At 70.6% G+C, this 16,770-nt stretch carries 14 protein-coding genes and 2 pseudogenes; 6 read left to right on the top strand and 10 right to left on the bottom strand.

Annotated features, from left to right (window positions below; genetic code table 11):
* Positions 1–411, top strand: a 411-nt coding sequence (locus tag K338_RS0115535; RefSeq protein ID WP_022919084.1) for an IS3 family transposase, incomplete at its 5' end; no start/stop codon positions are given.
* A gap of 28 nt (positions 412–439) precedes the next feature.
* Here K338_RS0115535 and K338_RS23210 read toward each other — a convergent pair.
* The 5 genes and pseudogenes from K338_RS23210 to K338_RS0115510 all read right to left on the bottom strand — a co-directional run bounded on the left by K338_RS23210 (position 440) and on the right by K338_RS0115510 (position 4,860).
* Complete coding sequence (locus K338_RS23210) at positions 440–1,048, bottom strand: IS110 family transposase (protein ID WP_022919083.1); 609 nt, start codon at positions 1,046–1,048, stop codon at positions 440–442.
* Positions 1,049–1,459: 411 nt separating this feature from the next.
* Positions 1,460–2,706, bottom strand: a pseudogene (fmdA, locus tag K338_RS23205) (formamidase).
* Positions 2,707–2,769: 63 nt separating this feature from the next.
* Positions 2,770–3,381: an AmiS/UreI family transporter gene (locus tag K338_RS23200; protein WP_022919082.1), complete on the bottom strand. Its 612-nt coding sequence runs from the start codon at positions 3,379–3,381 to the stop codon at positions 2,770–2,772.
* A 3-nt stretch (positions 3,382–3,384) separates the two neighbouring features.
* The gene (locus K338_RS26650; protein WP_027286914.1) at positions 3,385–3,663 is read right to left on the bottom strand and encodes a zinc ribbon domain-containing protein; all 279 of its coding nucleotides are present in this window, start codon (positions 3,661–3,663) and stop codon (positions 3,385–3,387) included.
* 102 nt (positions 3,664–3,765) lie between these two features.
* Positions 3,766–4,860, bottom strand: coding sequence for a substrate-binding domain-containing protein (locus tag K338_RS0115510; RefSeq protein WP_022919081.1), 1,095 nt, complete (start codon positions 4,858–4,860; stop codon positions 3,766–3,768).
* Positions 4,861–5,034: 174 nt separating this feature from the next.
* On the opposite strand from K338_RS0115510, the gene K338_RS0115505 reads away from it, so the two are divergent.
* Positions 5,035–5,412 carry a MarR family winged helix-turn-helix transcriptional regulator gene (locus K338_RS0115505; protein ID WP_027286912.1) on the top strand — a complete coding sequence of 126 codons (378 nt, stop codon included), beginning with the start codon at positions 5,035–5,037 and terminating at the stop codon, positions 5,410–5,412.
* Between the two features lie 239 nt (positions 5,413–5,651).
* Here the strand turns inward: K338_RS0115505 and K338_RS0115500 are convergent, their stop codons facing one another.
* Positions 5,652–6,608: a GlxA family transcriptional regulator gene (locus K338_RS0115500; protein ID WP_022919079.1), complete on the bottom strand. Its 957-nt coding sequence runs from the start codon at positions 6,606–6,608 to the stop codon at positions 5,652–5,654.
* A gap of 118 nt (positions 6,609–6,726) precedes the next feature.
* Between K338_RS0115500 and K338_RS23195 the strand changes: the two genes are divergently transcribed.
* Positions 6,727–7,392: an isochorismatase family protein gene (locus K338_RS23195; RefSeq protein WP_022919078.1), complete on the top strand. Its 666-nt coding sequence runs from the start codon at positions 6,727–6,729 to the stop codon at positions 7,390–7,392.
* Positions 7,393–7,437: 45 nt separating this feature from the next.
* Here the strand turns inward: K338_RS23195 and K338_RS0115490 are convergent, their stop codons facing one another.
* The 3 genes and pseudogenes from K338_RS0115490 to K338_RS26265 all read right to left on the bottom strand — a co-directional run.
* Positions 7,438–8,274: a carbohydrate deacetylase gene (locus K338_RS0115490; protein WP_022919077.1), complete on the bottom strand. Its 837-nt coding sequence runs from the start codon at positions 8,272–8,274 to the stop codon at positions 7,438–7,440.
* Positions 8,275–8,580: 306 nt separating this feature from the next.
* Positions 8,581–9,048, bottom strand: coding sequence for a molybdopterin dinucleotide binding domain-containing protein (locus K338_RS26270; RefSeq protein ID WP_245542988.1), 468 nt, complete (start codon positions 9,046–9,048; stop codon positions 8,581–8,583).
* 472 nt (positions 9,049–9,520) lie between these two features.
* Positions 9,521–10,924 (bottom strand): annotated as a pseudogene (locus K338_RS26265) (molybdopterin-dependent oxidoreductase); the annotation flags it as partial.
* Positions 10,925–10,984: 60 nt separating this feature from the next.
* Between K338_RS26265 and fdhD the strand changes: the two are divergent.
* From fdhD to K338_RS0115465, 3 genes are all read left to right on the top strand, one after another.
* Positions 10,985–11,833 carry a formate dehydrogenase accessory sulfurtransferase FdhD gene (fdhD, locus tag K338_RS0115475; protein ID WP_022919076.1) on the top strand — a complete coding sequence of 283 codons (849 nt, stop codon included), beginning with the start codon at positions 10,985–10,987 and terminating at the stop codon, positions 11,831–11,833.
* A gap of 63 nt (positions 11,834–11,896) precedes the next feature.
* The gene (locus K338_RS0115470; RefSeq protein ID WP_022919075.1) at positions 11,897–14,419 is read left to right on the top strand and encodes an excinuclease ABC subunit UvrA; all 2,523 of its coding nucleotides are present in this window, start codon (positions 11,897–11,899) and stop codon (positions 14,417–14,419) included.
* 55 nt (positions 14,420–14,474) lie between these two features.
* On the top strand, positions 14,475–15,299 hold the full coding sequence (locus K338_RS0115465) for an LLM class F420-dependent oxidoreductase (protein ID WP_022919074.1): 825 nt from the start codon (positions 14,475–14,477) through the stop codon (positions 15,297–15,299).
* On the opposite strand, the gene K338_RS23185 is transcribed toward K338_RS0115465, so the two are convergent.
* Positions 15,256–16,689 carry an MFS transporter gene (locus tag K338_RS23185; RefSeq protein WP_022919073.1) on the bottom strand — a complete coding sequence of 478 codons (1,434 nt, stop codon included), beginning with the start codon at positions 16,687–16,689 and terminating at the stop codon, positions 15,256–15,258. The two genes, K338_RS0115465 and K338_RS23185, sit on opposite strands and share 44 nt — an antisense overlap.
* Between the last annotated feature and the right edge of the window lie 81 nt (positions 16,690–16,770).

The following is a 16,770-nucleotide window of genomic DNA, read 5'->3' as shown; positions in this document are numbered from 1 at the left end:
CAGATGGTCCTCGATGCGATCGAGATGGCCCGCGCCTCCCGCGGCACCCACCTGGACGGGCTCCGGTGTCACAGTGATGCGGGCAGCCAGTTCACCTCCCTGCGCTACGGGGAACGGCTCGCGGAAATCGGTGCCACCCCCTCGATTGGGACCGTCGGCGACAGCTACGACAACGCCCTCGCCGAGACGACGAACGGCTACTACAAGGCCGAGCTGATCCGCGGCCCGATCCGCGATCAGCTCGGCCCCTGGAAGAGCGTCGAAGACGTGGAACTCGCGACGTTGAGCTGGGTGCACTGGCACAACACCGAACGCCTACACGGCTACCTCGGCGACCTACCCCCGGCCGAGTACGAGCAGGCACACTATGCTGCCCAACGGACCGACCAACCCCTGGTCGGAATCCAATAACCCGAGTCTCCATCAAACCCAGTGCGGTTCAGGTGAGCCAGTCGGCCTGGTCTTGGGTGGTGAACCGGGTCAGGAACGCCAGGGAGATCTCGGAGTCGAGGTCGGCGAACAGGCCCACCGCCCCGGGGAAGACGTTTCGCAGGTGGGCGCGCAGCTGGTTGGCGGCCGCGACCCGGTGAGCCACCAGGTCCTTGCGGGCTCGGCAGGCCCGGCGCAGGGCCACTGTGGGTGGGGTGTCGGGTTGCAGGATGCGCAGGCGGGGCCGGTCGGTGCGCAGCGTGTCGGCCAGCACGAAGGCATCGAAGCGATCGTCCTTGTTGCCGGCCGAGCCATATCGGGAGCGCAGGTTCTTGACCTGGTTCGGGCTGATCACCACCACGGTCAGCTCGGCGCTCAGGAGGGTGTCGATGACTGGTCCGTCGGGGCGTTCGATGGCGACCTCCGCGGCGCCGTGGCGGGCCAGGAACGCCACGAGCTCGCGCAGGCCGGCGGCCGTGTGTTCGACCATGGTGCGCCCGATCTCGCGGCCGCGAGCATCGACGATGGCCACGGCGTGGTCATCACGGGCCCAGTCGATCCCGGCGGTGACGTCGTTGAGCGGGGTTTCGGGCAGGGTGGTGCTGGTGGCAGACTTCATGTCAGCCTCCTCGCTGCTAGTCCCAGTGGGGAGGCACCCTCTTGTGCCGTTGGTGCCCGGACGTGTCTGCCGGTTCGCTCACTGATCGGCGCTCGGTGGCGCTCAGCCCTGTCGACGGTCCACACGCCCGGGGCAACCACCAGACCCCGCAAATCTCATGCTGGACATCAACCGCGTCGAGCGAGCAGGGCGATGGCCTGGTGGCACCTCGGGTGCATCAACGCCCTATCGGAGAACGCTGACACAAAGAAGGTAGACCAGTGAGCGTCGCCGTCATGGGCTTCGAGGTGGTGCAGAGCGAGGCGTAGGCACGCGGACCCGGTTGAGGATCGCGGTCCTCGGACCTGCGGACCCTGGGTGCCGACGCTGCCTGCCCGGAGTGCTTCCCGGGCAGGCAGCGCGGTGGGCCGGTCAGGAGGTGACTGCGACCTGGCCGCGGTCTTGCTTCACCGGTCCGTCGCCTCCCGGGCGGATCTCGAAGTCGAAGATCTCCGTCGGCAGGAAGACGGTGCAGCAGGCGTTCGGGATGTCGACGACGCTGCTCAGCCGGCCCTGGATCGGTGAGGTGCCCAGGATCAGGTAGGCCTGCTCGCCGGTGTAGCCCCACTTCTCCAGGTAGGCGATCGCGTTCAGGCACGCATTGCGGTAGGCCTCGGTGGCGTCCATGTACAGGTTGGTGTCGTCCCGGTGGTCCACCGAGATCCCGGTGAAGGTCAACCACTCGGAGTACACCGGCTCGACCCGGCTCGGCATGAAGATCGGTTGTGCGTGACCCCGTAGGTCTCCATCCCACCCTTGATCACATCGACGTGCAGATCGACGAAGCCGCCCATCTCGATCGCGCCGCAGAAGTTGATCTCGCCATCACCCTGGCTGAAGTGCAGGTCGCCGATGGAGAACTTCGCACTGTCGACGTAGACCGGGTAGAAGACCCGGCTGCCGCGGGTGAAGTTCATGATGTCCATGTTTCCGCCGTGCTCACGCGGTGGAACTGTGCGGGCGCCTTCCCGGGCCACCTTTTCGGCGACCTCGTCGCTGGCGGTCCCGGCGAGCGTGCCGGCAACGGTTGGCGGGATGGCCAGCGGCGGAACCCGTTGCGGGTCGGTATCGATCAGGGCTTGTTCCCTGCGGTGCCACTGTGCGAGGAGCTCCGGCGAGGGTGCGGTGCCCGCCAGGCCCGGGTGCTGGATCCCGGTGTAGCGCACGCCGGGAATGTGGCGGGAGGAGCACTCCTGGCCACGGAAGTCCCAGACCGCCTTGTAGGCGTCCGGGTAGTAGTCGGTCAGGAAGCCGCCACCGTTCACCTTGGCGAAGATGCCGGAGTAGCCCCAGCCTTCGCCGCAGTTGTCGCCCCGCGCCTGGGGGACCGGGCCGATGTCCACGATGTCCACCACAAGCAGGTCACCAGGCTCGGCGCCCTCGATGGCGAACGGGCCGGAGAGCATGTGGTTGAAGTCGAGATTCACATCACGCACGTCGTTGGCGGAGTCGTTGTTGCCGATCTGACCGTTGGTCCACTCCTTGCACTCGATACGCACGGTCGAACCGGGTTTGATGCTCGCAGCCGCCGGGATGTCCGGGTGCCAGCGGTTATGACCGGGTACCGCCTGGTCGGTCATGGACTTGGACTGATCGACGCTGAAGATCACTTCGGGCATGAAACTCACCAATCTGTGTAGAGGTTGAAGAGGGAGTGCTGGCTGTGTGCGCGTGGGGCGGGGTCAGTCGACCACCTCCTTGACCGGTGCGGTGAATGCCCGTGCGGCCGGTGCGGCCACGACCAGCGCAAGCAGGCCGACGCCAGCGATGACGATCGCGATCCCCCATCCGCCCTCCCACCCGCCGAGGAGCGTCATCATCGCCGCCACGGTGGTGATGACACCGGTCACCACGGTGTAGACCCCTGTTGCTGGGCCGAGCGTCGCTCGCTCGAGCCCGAGGACGAGGAAGAACAGGAACCACAGCACCCCCCACAGCAGCCAGATCACGCCGAAGCCGGCGTCGTCAGCTCGTAAGAAGCTGTCTGCGGCGTAGACCACTGTGCACAGCGCGACCAGGAGCGCGAACCACCCGAAGCCGCGGTTGCTGTAGTCCTTGACGGCGTTGATGCCGACCCACAGATAGGTGAAGCCGAACAGGTAGATGCCCGAGGCTGCGAAGATCGCGTCCGGATCGCCGGCGGCGACGAAGATGAGGTAGGTCGGCGTGATGACCTGGAGGCCGCCGACGAAGAGGTTGAGCGGGCCGGCCTCGCGCGGTGTGAGCCAGCCCAGGAGCAGAAGACCGTTGACGACGAGAACGGCTCCGACGTACACGAGGCCGACAGCGGACATGGGTCAGGGTCTCGGCAGGGCGGGATGACCCGGGCGGGCAGAAGGGGCTGGTCGCGCAGCCGGCGGTACGTGCCGGGTGACCTTCGGGCGTTCACTGCTGAGCCCGGCGCTCGTCACCGCGCGGTCCAGCGACGGGTCGAGCCGGCTCAGGTGCGGGCTGGTGAATACCCGTGCACCGAGCCGGTCGCAGCCCGGGCAGTGTGCTGGGTCTGTGCGGCGCGCGATGCTGCGCACCAGCTCGAACGTTCCGCAGCGCGCGCACGCGTAGGTATAGGTCGGCACGAGACACCTCCATTGGTTTCAAGTAGAATATTTCCAAATGGAAGTAAGCGCAACCGGAGGCGTACCGGCCGGTCCGGGCCCAGAGCTGTGCCGCTGATCCGACTAGCGCAGCGCGGTGATCACGTCAAAGTCTGTGAGGTCCGCCTGCGCGAGGTAGACCTCCTGTCGGAGGTGCCCGGACCGGAGCTCCATCGCTCCCCGGGGCCCGTCATAGCCCAGGCCCTCTGCTACGCCCAGCACTGCCTCGATCGACGTGTCCTGAGCTGCGGTGAACAGTGCGGCCAGCAGCTGCAGGCCCTCGTAGCAGGACTCGCCCTGGTTGTTCAGGAGCGGTGCTTCGGGGCCGAAGGCATCGGTGTAGGCGCCGACGAAGTCGAGCGAGCTGCCAGTGGGCAGCGAGCGGAAGTAGCCGGCGGCCACGTACAGGTTCCTGATCGCACCCGGCCCGGAGGCCAGCAGCATGTTCTCCCCCATCAGTGGTGTCAGGCGCGCCAATTCACCATCCAGGCCGCGACCGGCGAACTCTCGGTTGAAGAGCACAGCATCCTGGCCGACCAGGAACATCAGCACGCCGTCGGCCTGCGGTCCGCGCTCGATCCGGTCCAACGTGCCGGCAAAGTCGACCGCGTCAAACCGGGTCAAAGACGTGCTGAGCACCTCGAGGCCGAGTGCGCGGGCGTAACGAGAGGCGGCGCGGGCGGAACGGCGCGGCCAGATGTAGTCCGAGCCCACGATGTGCCAGCGCCGCAGGTTGTAGGTGTCGCGGAGCCATGCCAACGCCGGGCCGACCTGCTGCCCGGGAGTCTCTCCAGCGCAGAAGACACCAGGTCGTGACTCACCACCTTCATACAGCGACGTGTACACGTACGGGATGCGCTTCTGGGTGATGGGAGCGACCGCCTCACGAACGGAGGAGATGTGCCAGCCGGTCAGGGCATCGATGCGACCGCCGTCCATCAGCTCGCGCACGGTATGTGCGACCTTCTCAGGCGGCTGGCCCGCATCGATGACCTCCAGCTCGACGGGTCGTCCGAGCAGGCCGGCCTCGTTCACCTGCTGGCGGAAGAGCTCGGACACGGCCTCGCAGGACGGGCCGAAGATCCCGCCCGGCCCTTGGAGCGGAATGGCCAGACCGATCCGGATGGCGTCTGGATCGACGCTCTCCAGACCGTCCCGACTCGCTGACTGCACGTTCATGCGAACCACCACGGGGCACATCAGATAGTATTTTCATCTGAAAGGGATGTGACCAAGGTAGGACATCGGTCACCGCTTGGGAAGGACACGATGGTCGGGGCCGCAACGAACTCGTCCGCGCATTCCGCACCGCGGACGGTAGATGCCCGACTCCTCACCCTGGTGGCAGGCCGCGTGAACCGAGCCATCGGGACGGTCCTTGCAGAGGAAGGCCTGTCCGTGGACCAGTGGAGCGTCCTGGACTACCTGCACGACGCCGGGCCGTGCACGATGACAGTCCTGGGGGCGGCCACGGGGACCAGTGGTGCCACGCTGACCCGGGTGGTCGACCGGCTGGTGAGCCGGGCGCTGATCTACCGCAACGCGGACAGCGGCGACCGCCGTCGCGTGCTCGTGCACCTCTCCGAACGAGGGCGGAGAGCAACCGGAACGCTGCGGCCGCAGATCCGCGCTGCCGAGGAGCTCACCGTCGCCGACCTGAACGTCGCCGAGCGCGACGAGCTCGCCCGGCTGCTGCAGCGCATCGCACCCGTACCGGACCCCGGGAGCTGAGCCGGCGCCGGTGCGCTGCTCGCGACAAGGTCACGCAAGATCGGGCACGGGTGACCGATCCCTATTGACGTTGCGAGCGCTGCGCTGGACATAGGTGATCACCCGCCCGGAACGGGCACCCGTACCCGTCGCCAAGGTTCCACCGCGGTCCGCCCGGCGGCGCCACCGACCTCCCGGACCGCATCGCCGGGTCCAGGTCCTGACCCGGCGTTGTCGTCTCCTGCCGGCCGATCCACCGGTCAGGCCGCGCGCTCGGCGAACCGCTGCCGGTAGGAGGAGGGCGTGGTGGCGTAGGCGGCCACGAAGTTCTGCCGGAACGTGACCGGGCTGGCGAACCCGCACAGGCTGGCGACCTGGGCGATGCTGCGGTCGGTGGTCTCCAGCAGGCGGCGTGCCTCGTCCAGCCGGCGGGCCAGCACCCACCGGGCCGGGCTGGTTCCGGTGGCCTGCTGGAAGTGCCGGACGAAGCTGCGCTTGCTCATCTGTGCCCGCGCGGCCAGGTCGGCCACGGACAGCCGACGGTCCAGGTGAGCCAGCGCCCACTCGATCGTGGGCCCGAGCACGTCGTCGCGACCCAGCTGGTGCACCGGCCGGTCGATGTACTGCGCCTGCCCGCCCTCTCGATGCGGGGCGATCACGATCTGCCGGGCGAGGGTCGCCGCGGCCTCGGCGCCCAGGCGGGCGCGCACCAGGTGCAGGCAGGCGTCCAGCCCAGAGGCGGTTCCGGCCGAGGTGAGCACGTCGCCGTGGTCCAGGTATAGCGCTGCAGCCTGCACGCGCACCTGCGGGTAGCGCGCCGCCAGCTGCTCGGCCGCGGTCCAGTGCGTGACGGCGGAGCGTCCGTCGAGCAGTCCGCTCGCCACCACCGGGAAGGCGCCCAGGCACAGGCCGGCGACGCCGGCTCCGCGCGCGTGCGCGCGGCGGATGCGGTCCAGGAACGGCTCCTCGGGCTCCGGCAGGTGCTCTGGCCAGGAGGGGAAGACGAGCAGGTCCGCGGACTCCACGGCCTCCGGACCGCTGGTCTCGCCCACCGTGAGCCCTTCCGAGGTGCGGATCGGGCGAGCGTCCTCGGTCCACACCTGCACCTGCCAGTCGTCGGCCAGCTGCAGCCGCTGCACCTCGCCGAACACCAGCAGCGGTACGGCGAGGTGGAACATCGTCATCCCGTCAAAGGCGTGCACGGCAACCCGCATCATGGCTCGATTCCATCGAAGATGTGCATCTGTGCCACTCACAGTAGCCCGGACCGGCTGGCGACGATAGGGGTGACCCGGCGCTCCGCCGTCGTCATCCCCGATATCCAGGAGAACTACAGTGACCACCCCACGCCGAGCCCTGATCGTGATCGATGTGCAGCAGGAGTACTTCCACGGTGCGCTGCCGGTGCAGCACCCGCCGCGGGAGGAGTCCGTGGCCGCCGTGCTGCGCGCGATGGACCTGGCCGCAGCGGCCGGGATACCCACTGTGGTGGTGCAGCACGAGTCGTCCGCGGGAGAGCCCGCGTTTGCCCCAGGTACGCCCGGGTACGCACTGCACCCGGAGGTCCAGGCCCGCACCGGCCGAGCCGACCGGCACCAGGTCAAGCACCACTCCAGCGTGTTCGCCGGCACCGGGCTGGCCGACTGGTTGGCCGAGCGCGACGTCGACACGGTCACGCTGGTCGGGTACATGACCAACAACTGCGTGCTCGCCTCCGCCGCTGACGCCGAGCCCCTCGGACTCGCTGTGGAGGTGCTCGCCGATGCCACCGGGGCGGTGCACCTGGCCAACGCCGCCGGTCAGGTCCAGGCTGAGGCCCTGCACACCCAGCTGCTCACCCTGCTGCACTCCCACCTGGCCGCTGTGGCCACCGCCGAGCAGTGGGCCCAGGCGGTCGCGGACGGGCAGTCGATCCCGCGCAGCAACCTGGTGGACTCAGCACGCCAGGGCACGGCCCGCAACGTCACGAAGGATCGGGCACCCGTACCCGATCTTCATTGACCTTGCGAGGTGGGAGCGGCGGCGGCGCGGGCGGGTCCGCGCCGGTCACCAGGCGGGCACCACGTCGATGGCGGCCCGGCGCAGTGCCCGGTGGAAGGCGTCGTCGCGCAGCAGCCGCAGCTCCCAGCGCCGCTTGCGCGCCTCGGCGGTCGGCATCCACTGCGCCACAGACGCAGGCGCAGGGTGCAGCAGCAGCTCCGAGGTGCCGGCCGGAAGCTGACGCAGCTGGTGCAGCACCTCGGCGCGCAGCTGACCGTAGCTGAGCACCATCCGGCCCGGCAGCCAGGAGCTGACCAGCGACTCCGGCAGCCGCACCCGCAGCGCGTCGGCCCGTTCCACGGCGTTGCGGTGCGCCCGGCGCAGGCCGCGTACCGCCAGACCGAGCGGGCGGGCGAGCGTGCGCGGCAGCCGGAAGTCCAGCTGGTGGTCGGCGCAGAAGTCCACGGCGGCAGCGGCCAGCGACCGCCCGCGCAACCCGTAGAGCGTCCCGGAGTGAGAGTCCAGCCCGGCCGGGTGCAGGCCCGCCTCGTGCATCCACCGCAGCTGGGCCCGTAGCTCGGTGGCCAGGTCCGCCAACGAGGCGCGCCGCTCGGCCAGACCCGCATCCACCGAGAACGTACCGTCCGGTCCGGTGAGCGACCGCACTCCCGGGGCGAGTGGACGCCAGGGTGCCATCTCCCGGGCAGAGGAGAGGGTCAGGTGCAGCCGCGGTGCTGGCAGGCCGGCCTCCAGCACACGGCGCACGGCGTCCTGCGCAGCCGCGGCCACCGGGATCAGCGTGGTCGCCGAGACGAGCCCGTCGCGGAGCAGGTCGATGATGGTCGCGTTCGTGTCCTCGTCGACGCCCAGGTCGTCGGCGGTGATCACGAGCCTGCGCTCCATCGGCGGCACCTCTCAGCTGGGTGGTGGGACGTCTCCAGGATACGTGCCGGTCGGCCGCCACACGGCGATGTGCGTGCAGGTCTCGTGCAGGGGCGCGGAAACTCCTGTGCGGTCTCGCGTGACAGAACCGCACCCGCGCGGTCGTACTCAGTGTGAGACCGGTCCGCGTACCCGCGCGGCTGGAGGACGAAGGAGGCAGAACGACATGTGGAGCGAATCGTCCGTGGGCGTGCTGATGCTGCGGTTCGTGGTCCTGGCGGGCCTGACCGCGCTCCTGACGGTGAACGTGCTCAGCGGGGTGGGCCTCTAGCGCTGCGGTGAGACACCAGGTTGGGGTGCCGGTGCGCCCGGGCGGGCCGGCGGTGCGCTCTGCCGGAGCACCGGCGGTTCGTGCGCGGTCACCGGCGGCACCGGCCCCTGCCAGCGGCGCACCTCCACCAGACACGTGTGCGCAGTAGGACCCTGCGCCAGGTGGGAGGTGGGCCGGTCCGAGGTGAGCACGTTCGGGTGGCCGTGCTTGTCCAGCGTGCCGACGTGCCCCGGCTGGAGCGGGTCATACCAGGAACCGGTCGGTAGCTGCACCACCCCGGGGCGCAGGTCGGGGTTCAGTCGTACCCCGGCCAGGCAGCGGCCGCGGTCGTTGTAGACCTCCACCACCTCTGCCTCGGCCAGTCCGCGCTCGCGCGCGTCCTGGGGGTTCATCTCGACGGCGGTGCGGTCCTGGATCTTGTGCCGCCGGCTCTCCGGGCCGTGGTCCAGCTGGCTGTGCAGCATCCCAGCCGGTTGCGGGGAGAGCAGGTGCAGCCGGTACCGGTCGGCCGCACCGAGCCACTCGGCAGGTTCCAGCCAGGTGGCCTGCCCGGGACAGTCCGGGTAGTCGAAGCCGGCGATCGTGGCCGAGTACAGCTCCACCTTCCCGGACGGGGTGGCCAGCGGGTGTGCCGCCGGGTCGGCACGCAGCTCGGAGAACGCCACCGGCTCGTCCCAGTCCAGCGGCAGCTCCACCGCCCCGGCTGCCACCAGCTCCTCCCAGGGTGGCAGGGCCACGCCCAGGTCGGCGCACCTGGTTATGCTGCGCCGGTACAGCTCGCGCACCCAGGCGGCGGCGTCCCGGCTCTCGGTGAACGCCTCGGCCACGCCGAGCCGCTGGGCCAGGGCAGTGAACACCTCGTAGTCGGTGCCGACCCCTGGCGGCGGGCTCGCAGTAGCTCACCCACCGGTCCCCGGCCCCGAAAGCGATGTCCTCTCGCTCCAGTGCGGTGGCCACCGGGATCACGATGTCGGCGTGCTTGGCCATCGCGTTCCAGTACGGCTCGTGCACCACCACGGTGTCCGGTGCCCGCCAGGCGCGCAGCAGCGTGTTCAGGTCCTGGTGGTGGTGGAACGGGTTGCCGCCGGCCCAGTAGACCAGCCGGATCTCCGGGTAGCGGTACCGGCCGCCGTCGAAGTCGAACTCTTCCCCCGGGTGCAGGAGCATGTCGTTGAGCCGGGCGACCGGGATGAAGTCCGGCACCGGGTTCTGCCCCTGCGGCAGCGCCGCCAGCGCAGAGACGGTGCGGTACACGTGCGCGCTGTGCATCGAGGACACCCCGGGACTGAAGCCGCCGCCCGGGCGGCCCATCGAGCCGCTCATCGCGGCCAGGGTGATCGCCGCCCAGTAGCTCATCTCTCCGTGCTGCTGGCGCTGCATCGACCAGGTGACCGTCACCAGGGTGCGCATCGTGGCGATCCGGTCGGCGATCTGCCGGATCGCGGCTTCGGGCAGGTCACAGATCTCCGCCGCCCAGGCCGCGGTCTTCGCCGCCCCGTCCTGCTCGCCGAGCAGGTAGGCGCGCACCTGCTCGAAGCCGGTGCAGCAGCGCTCGAGGAAGTCCCGGTCGTAGCGGCCAGTGACCAGCAGCTCGTGGCACAGGCCGAGCATCAGGGCCACATCGGTGCCGGGCCGGGCCGGCAGCCACTCGGCGGCCAGGTCAGCGCTGGAGTCTGTGCGGCTGGGGGTCACGATGGTGAACTGCACCCCGGCGCGGGCACATCGCACCTGCCAGTCGGTGCTCACGTGCGCACCTACGCCGCCGGAGCTCACCTGAGCGGTGCTGCGCGGCAGGCCGCCGAAGGCGAGCACGTACTGGCCGTCGGTCTCCACCTGGGACCAGCGGGGGGCACGTTGCACCAGCCAGTCCCGGTCGCCGACCACGTGGGGGAGCAGCACCGCCTCGGCCGCGAAGGAGTAGTTCGTCACCGACCGGGTGTAGCCCCCCACCGTGTTCAGGAACCGGTGCAGCTGGGACTGGGCGTGGTGGAACCGTCCGGCACTGCCCCAGCCGTAGGAGCTGCCGTAGATGGCGCTGTTGCCGTGCGCGGAGCGCACCCGATCGATCTCCCCGGCGACCAGCGCGATCGCCTTCTCCCAGGCGACCTCCACGTAGCCGTCGCTGCCCCGGCCGGGGGCGCCGGGACCGTCTCGCAACCAACCCTCGCGCACCGCGGGCCGGGTGATCCGGGTCCGCCCGCGCAGCGTGCCGCGGAAGTTGTCCCCGATCGCCGAAGGGGAGGGGTCCTGGGCGACCGGTTCGACCCCGGTGACCTCACCGCCGTCGGTGGTGACCCAGTAGGAACCCCAGTGGCTGGCGGTCCGGGTGCGTCGTGTCATCGTGCGACGAGCCTCCTGCTGGGCTGTCCGGGCTGTCAAGGCCGGTGTACCGTCGCTGCCATGGGTCGCATCACCACGCGCCGCACGGTGGTGAGGGTCACCGTCGATCACGAGCCGCGCCGTCGTCAGGACACCCTCGCAGTGGAGGAGCCGCTGGAGATCCGGGTCTCCGGGGAGCCGCTCGCGGTCACTATGCGCACCCCGGGGCAGGACGTGGAGCTGGCGGCCGGTTTCCTCGTCTCTGAGGGCATCGTCGCCCGCGGGGAGCACTTCCACACCGCGATCCACTGCGGCGGTCCGGGGACCGGCGGTGGGGAGAACACCTACAACGTGCTCGACATCGCCCTGGCGCCCGGTATCGCCCCGCCCCCACCGGAAGCAGCGCGCGCGTTCTACACCACCAGCTCCTGCGGCCTGTGCGGCAAGCGCAGCATCGAGGCGGTGCGCACCGTCTCCGCCTACGACGTGGCCGCCGACACCACCCGGGTCACCCCCGCACTGCTGGCCACCCTGCCGGAGACGCTGCGCGATCACCAGGCCGTGTTCGACAAGACCGGAGGCCTGCACGCCGCGGGCCTGTTCGAGGCGGCCACCGGTGAGCTGCTGGTGCTCCGCGAGGACGTCGGGCGGCACAACGCGGTGGACAAGGTGGTCGGCTGGGCGCTGCTGAACAACGACCTGCCGCTGACCGGGACGGTGCTGCAGGTCTCCGGCCGGGCCAGCTTCGAGCTCGCGCAGAAGGCGGTGATGGCAGGCATCCCGGTACTGACCGCGGTCTCGGCGGCGTCCTCGCTCGCGGTCGACCTGGCCGAGGAGGCGGGCCTCACCCTGGTCGGTTTCCTGCGCGGGGAGTCGATGAACATCTACGCCCACCCCGAACGCGTCGACGGCGCAGCGTCCCCGGCGTAGCCCGGTTCACCGGGGCGTAGGTTGGTCAGCAGCTCGCCGCTCACCCGCCTGGAGGACCGCACGATGGACGCCGACCGCCACGAGCAGCCCGCCGTGATCCAGGTGCGCGGCGCGCGCGTGCACAACCTGAAGAACGTGGACGTGGACGTCCCGCTCGGCGCGCTGGTGGCCCTCGCCGGTGTCTCCGGGTCGGGCAAGTCGTCGCTGGCGATGGGCGTGCTGTACGCCGAGGGCTCGCGCCGGTACATCGAGGCGCTGTCCACCTACACCCGCCGCCGGATGGCACAGGCGCCCCGGGCCGCGGTGGACCGGGTGCGACACGTCCCAGCGGCGCTCGCGCTCCGGCAGCGGCCGGGGGTGCCGGGGGTGCGGTCCACGTTCGGCACCGCCACCGAGCTGTTGAACGTGGTGCGGTTGATGTTCTCCCGGCTGGCCGCACACCAGTGCCCGAACGGCCACCGGAACGAGCCGACGCTGAAGGTCGCCGCAGAGGAGCCGATCCGCTGCCCCGAGTGCGGTGCCACCTTCTTCGCACCCGGTGCGGAGGACCTCGCCTTCAACTCCGGCGGGGCCTGCCCCACCTGCCAGGGCACCGGCACCGTGCGGGAGGTGGACGATGCGACGCTGATCCGGGACCCGGGCCTGAGCCTGGAGGAGGGCACGGTGATCCCGTGGCAGATGTTCGGGTTCAACGTGCAACCGCAGATCGCTCGTGAGCTCGGCGTGCGCACCGACGTGCCCTGGCGGGAGCTGACCGAGGAGGAGAAGCAGGTCGTCCTGGCTGGGCCGGAGGAGAAGAAGCACATCACGGTCACCTCGAAGAAGGGGCTGCACGAGCTCGACTTCACCTTTCGCAACGCACGCCTGACCGTGACAGAGGAGCTGCGCCGGGCCACCGATGGTCGGCGGTTGGCTCGTGTGAGCCGCTTCCTCACCGAGCACACCTGCCCCAGCTGTCACGGCACCCGGCTCTCCCCGGCGGCCCGGGCGCCGCAGATCGACCGGCTGAACCTCGCCGATGTCACCGCGATGACCCTGACGGACCTCAGCACCTGGGCCCAGACAGTGCCCGGAACGCTCCCGCGCGAGCTGCGCCCGATGGCCGACGTGCTCGTCCGCACGCTGCAGGCCACGGCCCGTCGGCTGCTCGACCTGGGCCTGGGCTACCTCGCCCTGGACCGGGCCGGCTCGAGCCTGTCCACCGGGGAGCGGCAGCGGGTGCAGCTGGCCCGGGCGGTGCGCAACGAGACCACCGGCGTGCTCTACGTCCTGGACGAACCTTCGATCGGACTGCACCCGTCGAACATCACCGGCCTGCAGGGGGTCATCGAGGACCTGCTGGCCGAAGGGAACTCGGTGGTGCTGGTCGATCACGACCCGATGGTGCTGCGCCGCGCGGACCACCTGATCGAGGTGGGCCCCGGCTCCGGCCGGGACGGCGGCACCATCGTGGCCACCGGAACCCCCGCGGACCTGGACGGCAACGACGCCTCGCTCATCGCCGGCTTCCTCAACGGCCGCGAGCAGGTCCTGGTGCGCACCCCGGCCCGGGCCGAGGAGACGTTCGACCGAGGGGCCATCCGGCTGCAGACCGCACCGGTGCACACCGTGCACGCCCTGGACGTGGCCATCCCTCGAGGCCGGCTCACCGTGGTCACCGGCGTGTCCGGGTCCGGGAAGACCACGCTCGTGCTGGACAGTCTCGTGCCGGCTCTCACCGATGACGGCGCAGCCTCCGTGCCAGCGCACGTCACCGGGGTGGACCGAGGCGGGATCGGGCGGGTGAACGTGGTGGACGCCACCCCGATCGGCATCAACGTCCGCTCCACGGTGGCCACCTACTCCGGTGTGCTCGACCAGCTGCGCCGCACCTACGCCCGGTTGGACTCCGCCCGCGCCGCCAACCTTGGCGCCGGTGACTTCTCCTACAACACCGGGTCGCTGCGCTGCCCGCGCTGCGAGGGCACCGGGCAGATCACCCTGGACGTGCAGTTCCTGCCGGACGTGGACCTGGTCTGCCCGGACTGCAACGGTCTGCGGTACGGGCCCGCTGCGGCCGACCACCGTCGCCCGTCGGCAGCGGGCACGGGTGCGCTCTCGCTGCCTGATCTGCTGGCGATGACGGTGTCGGAGGCTGTCGAACATGTCGGTGACCTGCCCAAGGTGCGCACCCGGCTGGACGCGCTGGGTGACGTCGGCCTCGGGTACCTGACTCTCGGCGAGGCCACCCCGACCCTGTCCGGCGGGGAGGCGCAGCGCCTGAAGCTCATCTCCGAGCTGGGCCGCCGGCAGCAGCACTCCCTGTTCGTGTTCGACGAACCTACGGTCGGTCTGCACCCGTTGGACGTGCGGGTGCTGCTCGGCGTCCTGCAGCGGCTCCTGGACCAGGACGGCACCGTGGTGGTGATCGAGCACGACCTCGACGTGATCGCCAACGCGGACCACATCATCGATCTGGGCCCGGGTGGCGGGGCCGATGGCGGCCGGATCGTCGCCACCGGGACCCCGGAGCAGCTCATCGGCGACCAGCGGAGCAGCACCGGGCGCTACCTGGCGCAGCACCTGGCCAACGTGCCCGCGCGCTGAGATCCTGGGTGCTCGCTCCGGGAATGACCGGGGCCTGCGGCCGGTTGTGGCGGGTATGGCTGCAGAACTCGGTCGCTACGGAATCTGGGCCCGCCCTGACCGGGCCACCACCGAGCTGGCCCGCGAGGCAGAACGTCTCGGCTACGGCGCCGTCTGGGTCGGCGGCAGCCCGGGGGAGCTGGCAGCCATCGAACCGCTGCTCGATGCCACCGAGACCCTCGTGGTGGCCACCGGCATCATCAACATGTGGCAGGTCTCGGCCGACGAAGCCGCCACCTGGTTCCATCGTCTGGAGGAGCTGCACCCGGGCCGGTTCCTGCTCGGGCTGGGCATCGGGCACCGGGAGGCGACAGCCGAATACCGCAGCCCGCTGGCCACGATGGTGGCGTACCTGGACCGGTTGGATGCCGACGGTGTGCCCGCCGACCGGCGCGTGCTGGCTGCCCTGGGGCCACGGGTCCTGGGGCTGGCTGCGGAGCGTGCCGCGGGTGCGCACCCCTACCTGGTGCCCCCGGAGCACTCGTCGACCGCACGGGAGGTGATGGGCGCCGGAGCGTTGCTGGCTCCGGAGCACAAGGTGCTGCTCCAGACCGACCCGTCCGTCGCCAGGGAAACAGCCCGCCCCGTGGTCAGCCGGTATCTGCAGATGCGCAACTACCGCGCCAACCTGCGGCGGCTCGGTTTCACCGAGGAGGACCTCGCCGGCGGCGGCAGCGACGCCTTGGTCGACGCGCTCGTGGCTCACGGGGAACCGGCGGTGGTGGCCGCGGCGCTCGCGGAGCACCTGGACGCCGGCGCCGACCATGTGGCGATCCAGGTCCTGGACGAGGACCTGCTCACCGCCGCCCGCGCGCTGGCCGCTGTGCTCCACCGGCCGTGAGAACGGCATCCCGCGCGCCGGTGCCCGCACGCGCTGCCGCCCACAACCGCTGGACCATGACCAGGCACAGCGCCGCCAGCGCCAGATAGAGGATCTGGGACCGCTGCAGGGGACCGTCGACGACGCCCCAGCCGGTGCCGAGCCAGGAGTAGGCGGCAGTGGTCGCCACGGCCATGCCCACCGACTCCGTGAGCACCAGGGCGGCCGCCATCTGGTCCTGCGAGATCCCGTCATCGACGGCCGGCGTCCGCAGGCACCGGCCGAGCAGGTCCGGATACATCGACCCCATCGCCACACCGGCCAGGCCCGCCCCGACCACCAGACCGACGAACGCCGATGTCGCGCTCTCGGCCAGCAGCGTGGTGCCGCCGAGCACCAGGATGCCGAGGGTCATCGCCACCCCTGCAGGTACGGCACGGCGGCGGAACGGGATGCTGTCCAGCGCCGGATGCGAGCCCGTCCACAGGCCGGCGAGGGCCCACAGCAGCCCCGGGGCAGCGATGATGAAGCCGAACTGACCGGTAGCGAGGCCGAACCCGTCGTGAGCCACGACCGACAGCACCATCGTGGCACCGAAGTAGACCGCGGCGACGACCAGCAGCGCTGCGAGGCCGGCCCGCCGGCCCGCCCGCGCGCGCAGCGTTCCGGTGGGCAGCAGCCGCACCGCTGAGCCCAGCATCAGGATGGCTCCGGCCACCACGGCCGCGGCGGACCACCGACCCGCGGGCGCGGCGAGCAGGACGGCGCCGAGCGCCAGGAGGCACGACCAACGCCACGGCACCGGCTCCTCGGCCTTCTGCTCGGCACGTTCGGGCATGTGCCGGGCGATCATCGTCCGGCTGAGCAGCAGCAGCGGGAGGTAGAGCACCATCGCCCACCGCCACCCGACCAGCGCGGCCGCCCCGGCTGCATAGCCTGGCCCGAGGACGGAGGACAGCACCCAGATGCCGGACATGCCCGCCAGGACCAGCTGTCGGTACCGCTCCGGCAGGCCGCGGCTGATCGCTCCCATGCTCACGGTCGCGAGCGCCCCGGACGCGATCGCACGCACTGCGGTGCCGAGGAGGAACACCGGCATCGAGGAGGCGGCCGCGCACAGCGTGGCACCGGCAACGGTCACCACGGTGAACACCAGCATCAGGTGCCCGACCCGGTACCGGGACAGCAGCCACGCACCGAGGGGCAGCATGAAGAACATCGGGGCCTGCGCTGCAGCGTTCACGGGACCGTAGAGGGACTGGCCGTGCAGCTCGGTTGCCGCCAACGGCAGCACCGTCTGGGACAGGTAGCTCTGCATCCCGGCGAGGAACTCGACCGAGATCAACGACAGCGCCAGCAGGAGCGCGCGGCGAGAGCCCTGCACCGCCCCGTCGCCAGGACCGTCCGCCATCGCTCCACCCTTCGCCTCGCTACTTAGACGGCATACTAGCAACCTAGGGCGCTGGATGCGAGCTCGCGTGGACGGTTGGTG

Origin of the sequence: Ruania albidiflava DSM 18029 (assembly GCF_000421225.1) — a bacterium.
In the GTDB taxonomy this organism is placed as follows: Bacteria; Actinomycetota; Actinomycetes; order Actinomycetales; family Beutenbergiaceae; genus Ruania; species Ruania albidiflava.
The sequence above is the reverse complement of the archived record's forward strand: the minus strand, read 5'-3'. Positions and strand labels throughout refer to the sequence as shown.

What these genes read in the sequence shown, in the direction of transcription:
- K338_RS23210 (WP_022919083.1), bottom strand. Translation starts at nt 1,048, where the DNA reads ATGAAGTCTGCCACCAGCACCACCCTGCCCGAAACCCCGCTCAACGAC.
- K338_RS23200 (WP_022919082.1), bottom strand. Translation starts at nt 3,381, where the DNA reads ATGTCCGCTGTCGGCCTCGTGTACGTCGGAGCCGTTCTCGTCGTCAAC.
- K338_RS0115510 (WP_022919081.1), bottom strand. Translation starts at nt 4,860, where the DNA reads ATGAACGTGCAGTCAGCGAGTCGGGACGGTCTGGAGAGCGTCGATCCA.
- K338_RS0115500 (WP_022919079.1), bottom strand. Translation starts at nt 6,608, where the DNA reads ATGATGCGGGTTGCCGTGCACGCCTTTGACGGGATGACGATGTTCCAC.
- K338_RS0115490 (WP_022919077.1), bottom strand. Translation starts at nt 8,274, where the DNA reads ATGGAGCGCAGGCTCGTGATCACCGCCGACGACCTGGGCGTCGACGAG.
- K338_RS26270 (WP_245542988.1), bottom strand. Translation starts at nt 9,048, where the DNA reads ATGCTGCACAGCCAGCTGGACCACGGCCCGGAGAGCCGGCGGCACAAG.
- fdhD (WP_022919076.1), top strand. Translation starts at nt 10,985, where the DNA reads ATGGGTCGCATCACCACGCGCCGCACGGTGGTGAGGGTCACCGTCGAT.
- K338_RS0115470 (WP_022919075.1), top strand. Translation starts at nt 11,897, where the DNA reads ATGGACGCCGACCGCCACGAGCAGCCCGCCGTGATCCAGGTGCGCGGC.
- K338_RS0115465 (WP_022919074.1), top strand. Translation starts at nt 14,475, where the DNA reads ATGGCTGCAGAACTCGGTCGCTACGGAATCTGGGCCCGCCCTGACCGG.
- K338_RS23185 (WP_022919073.1), bottom strand. Translation starts at nt 16,689, where the DNA reads ATGGCGGACGGTCCTGGCGACGGGGCGGTGCAGGGCTCTCGCCGCGCG.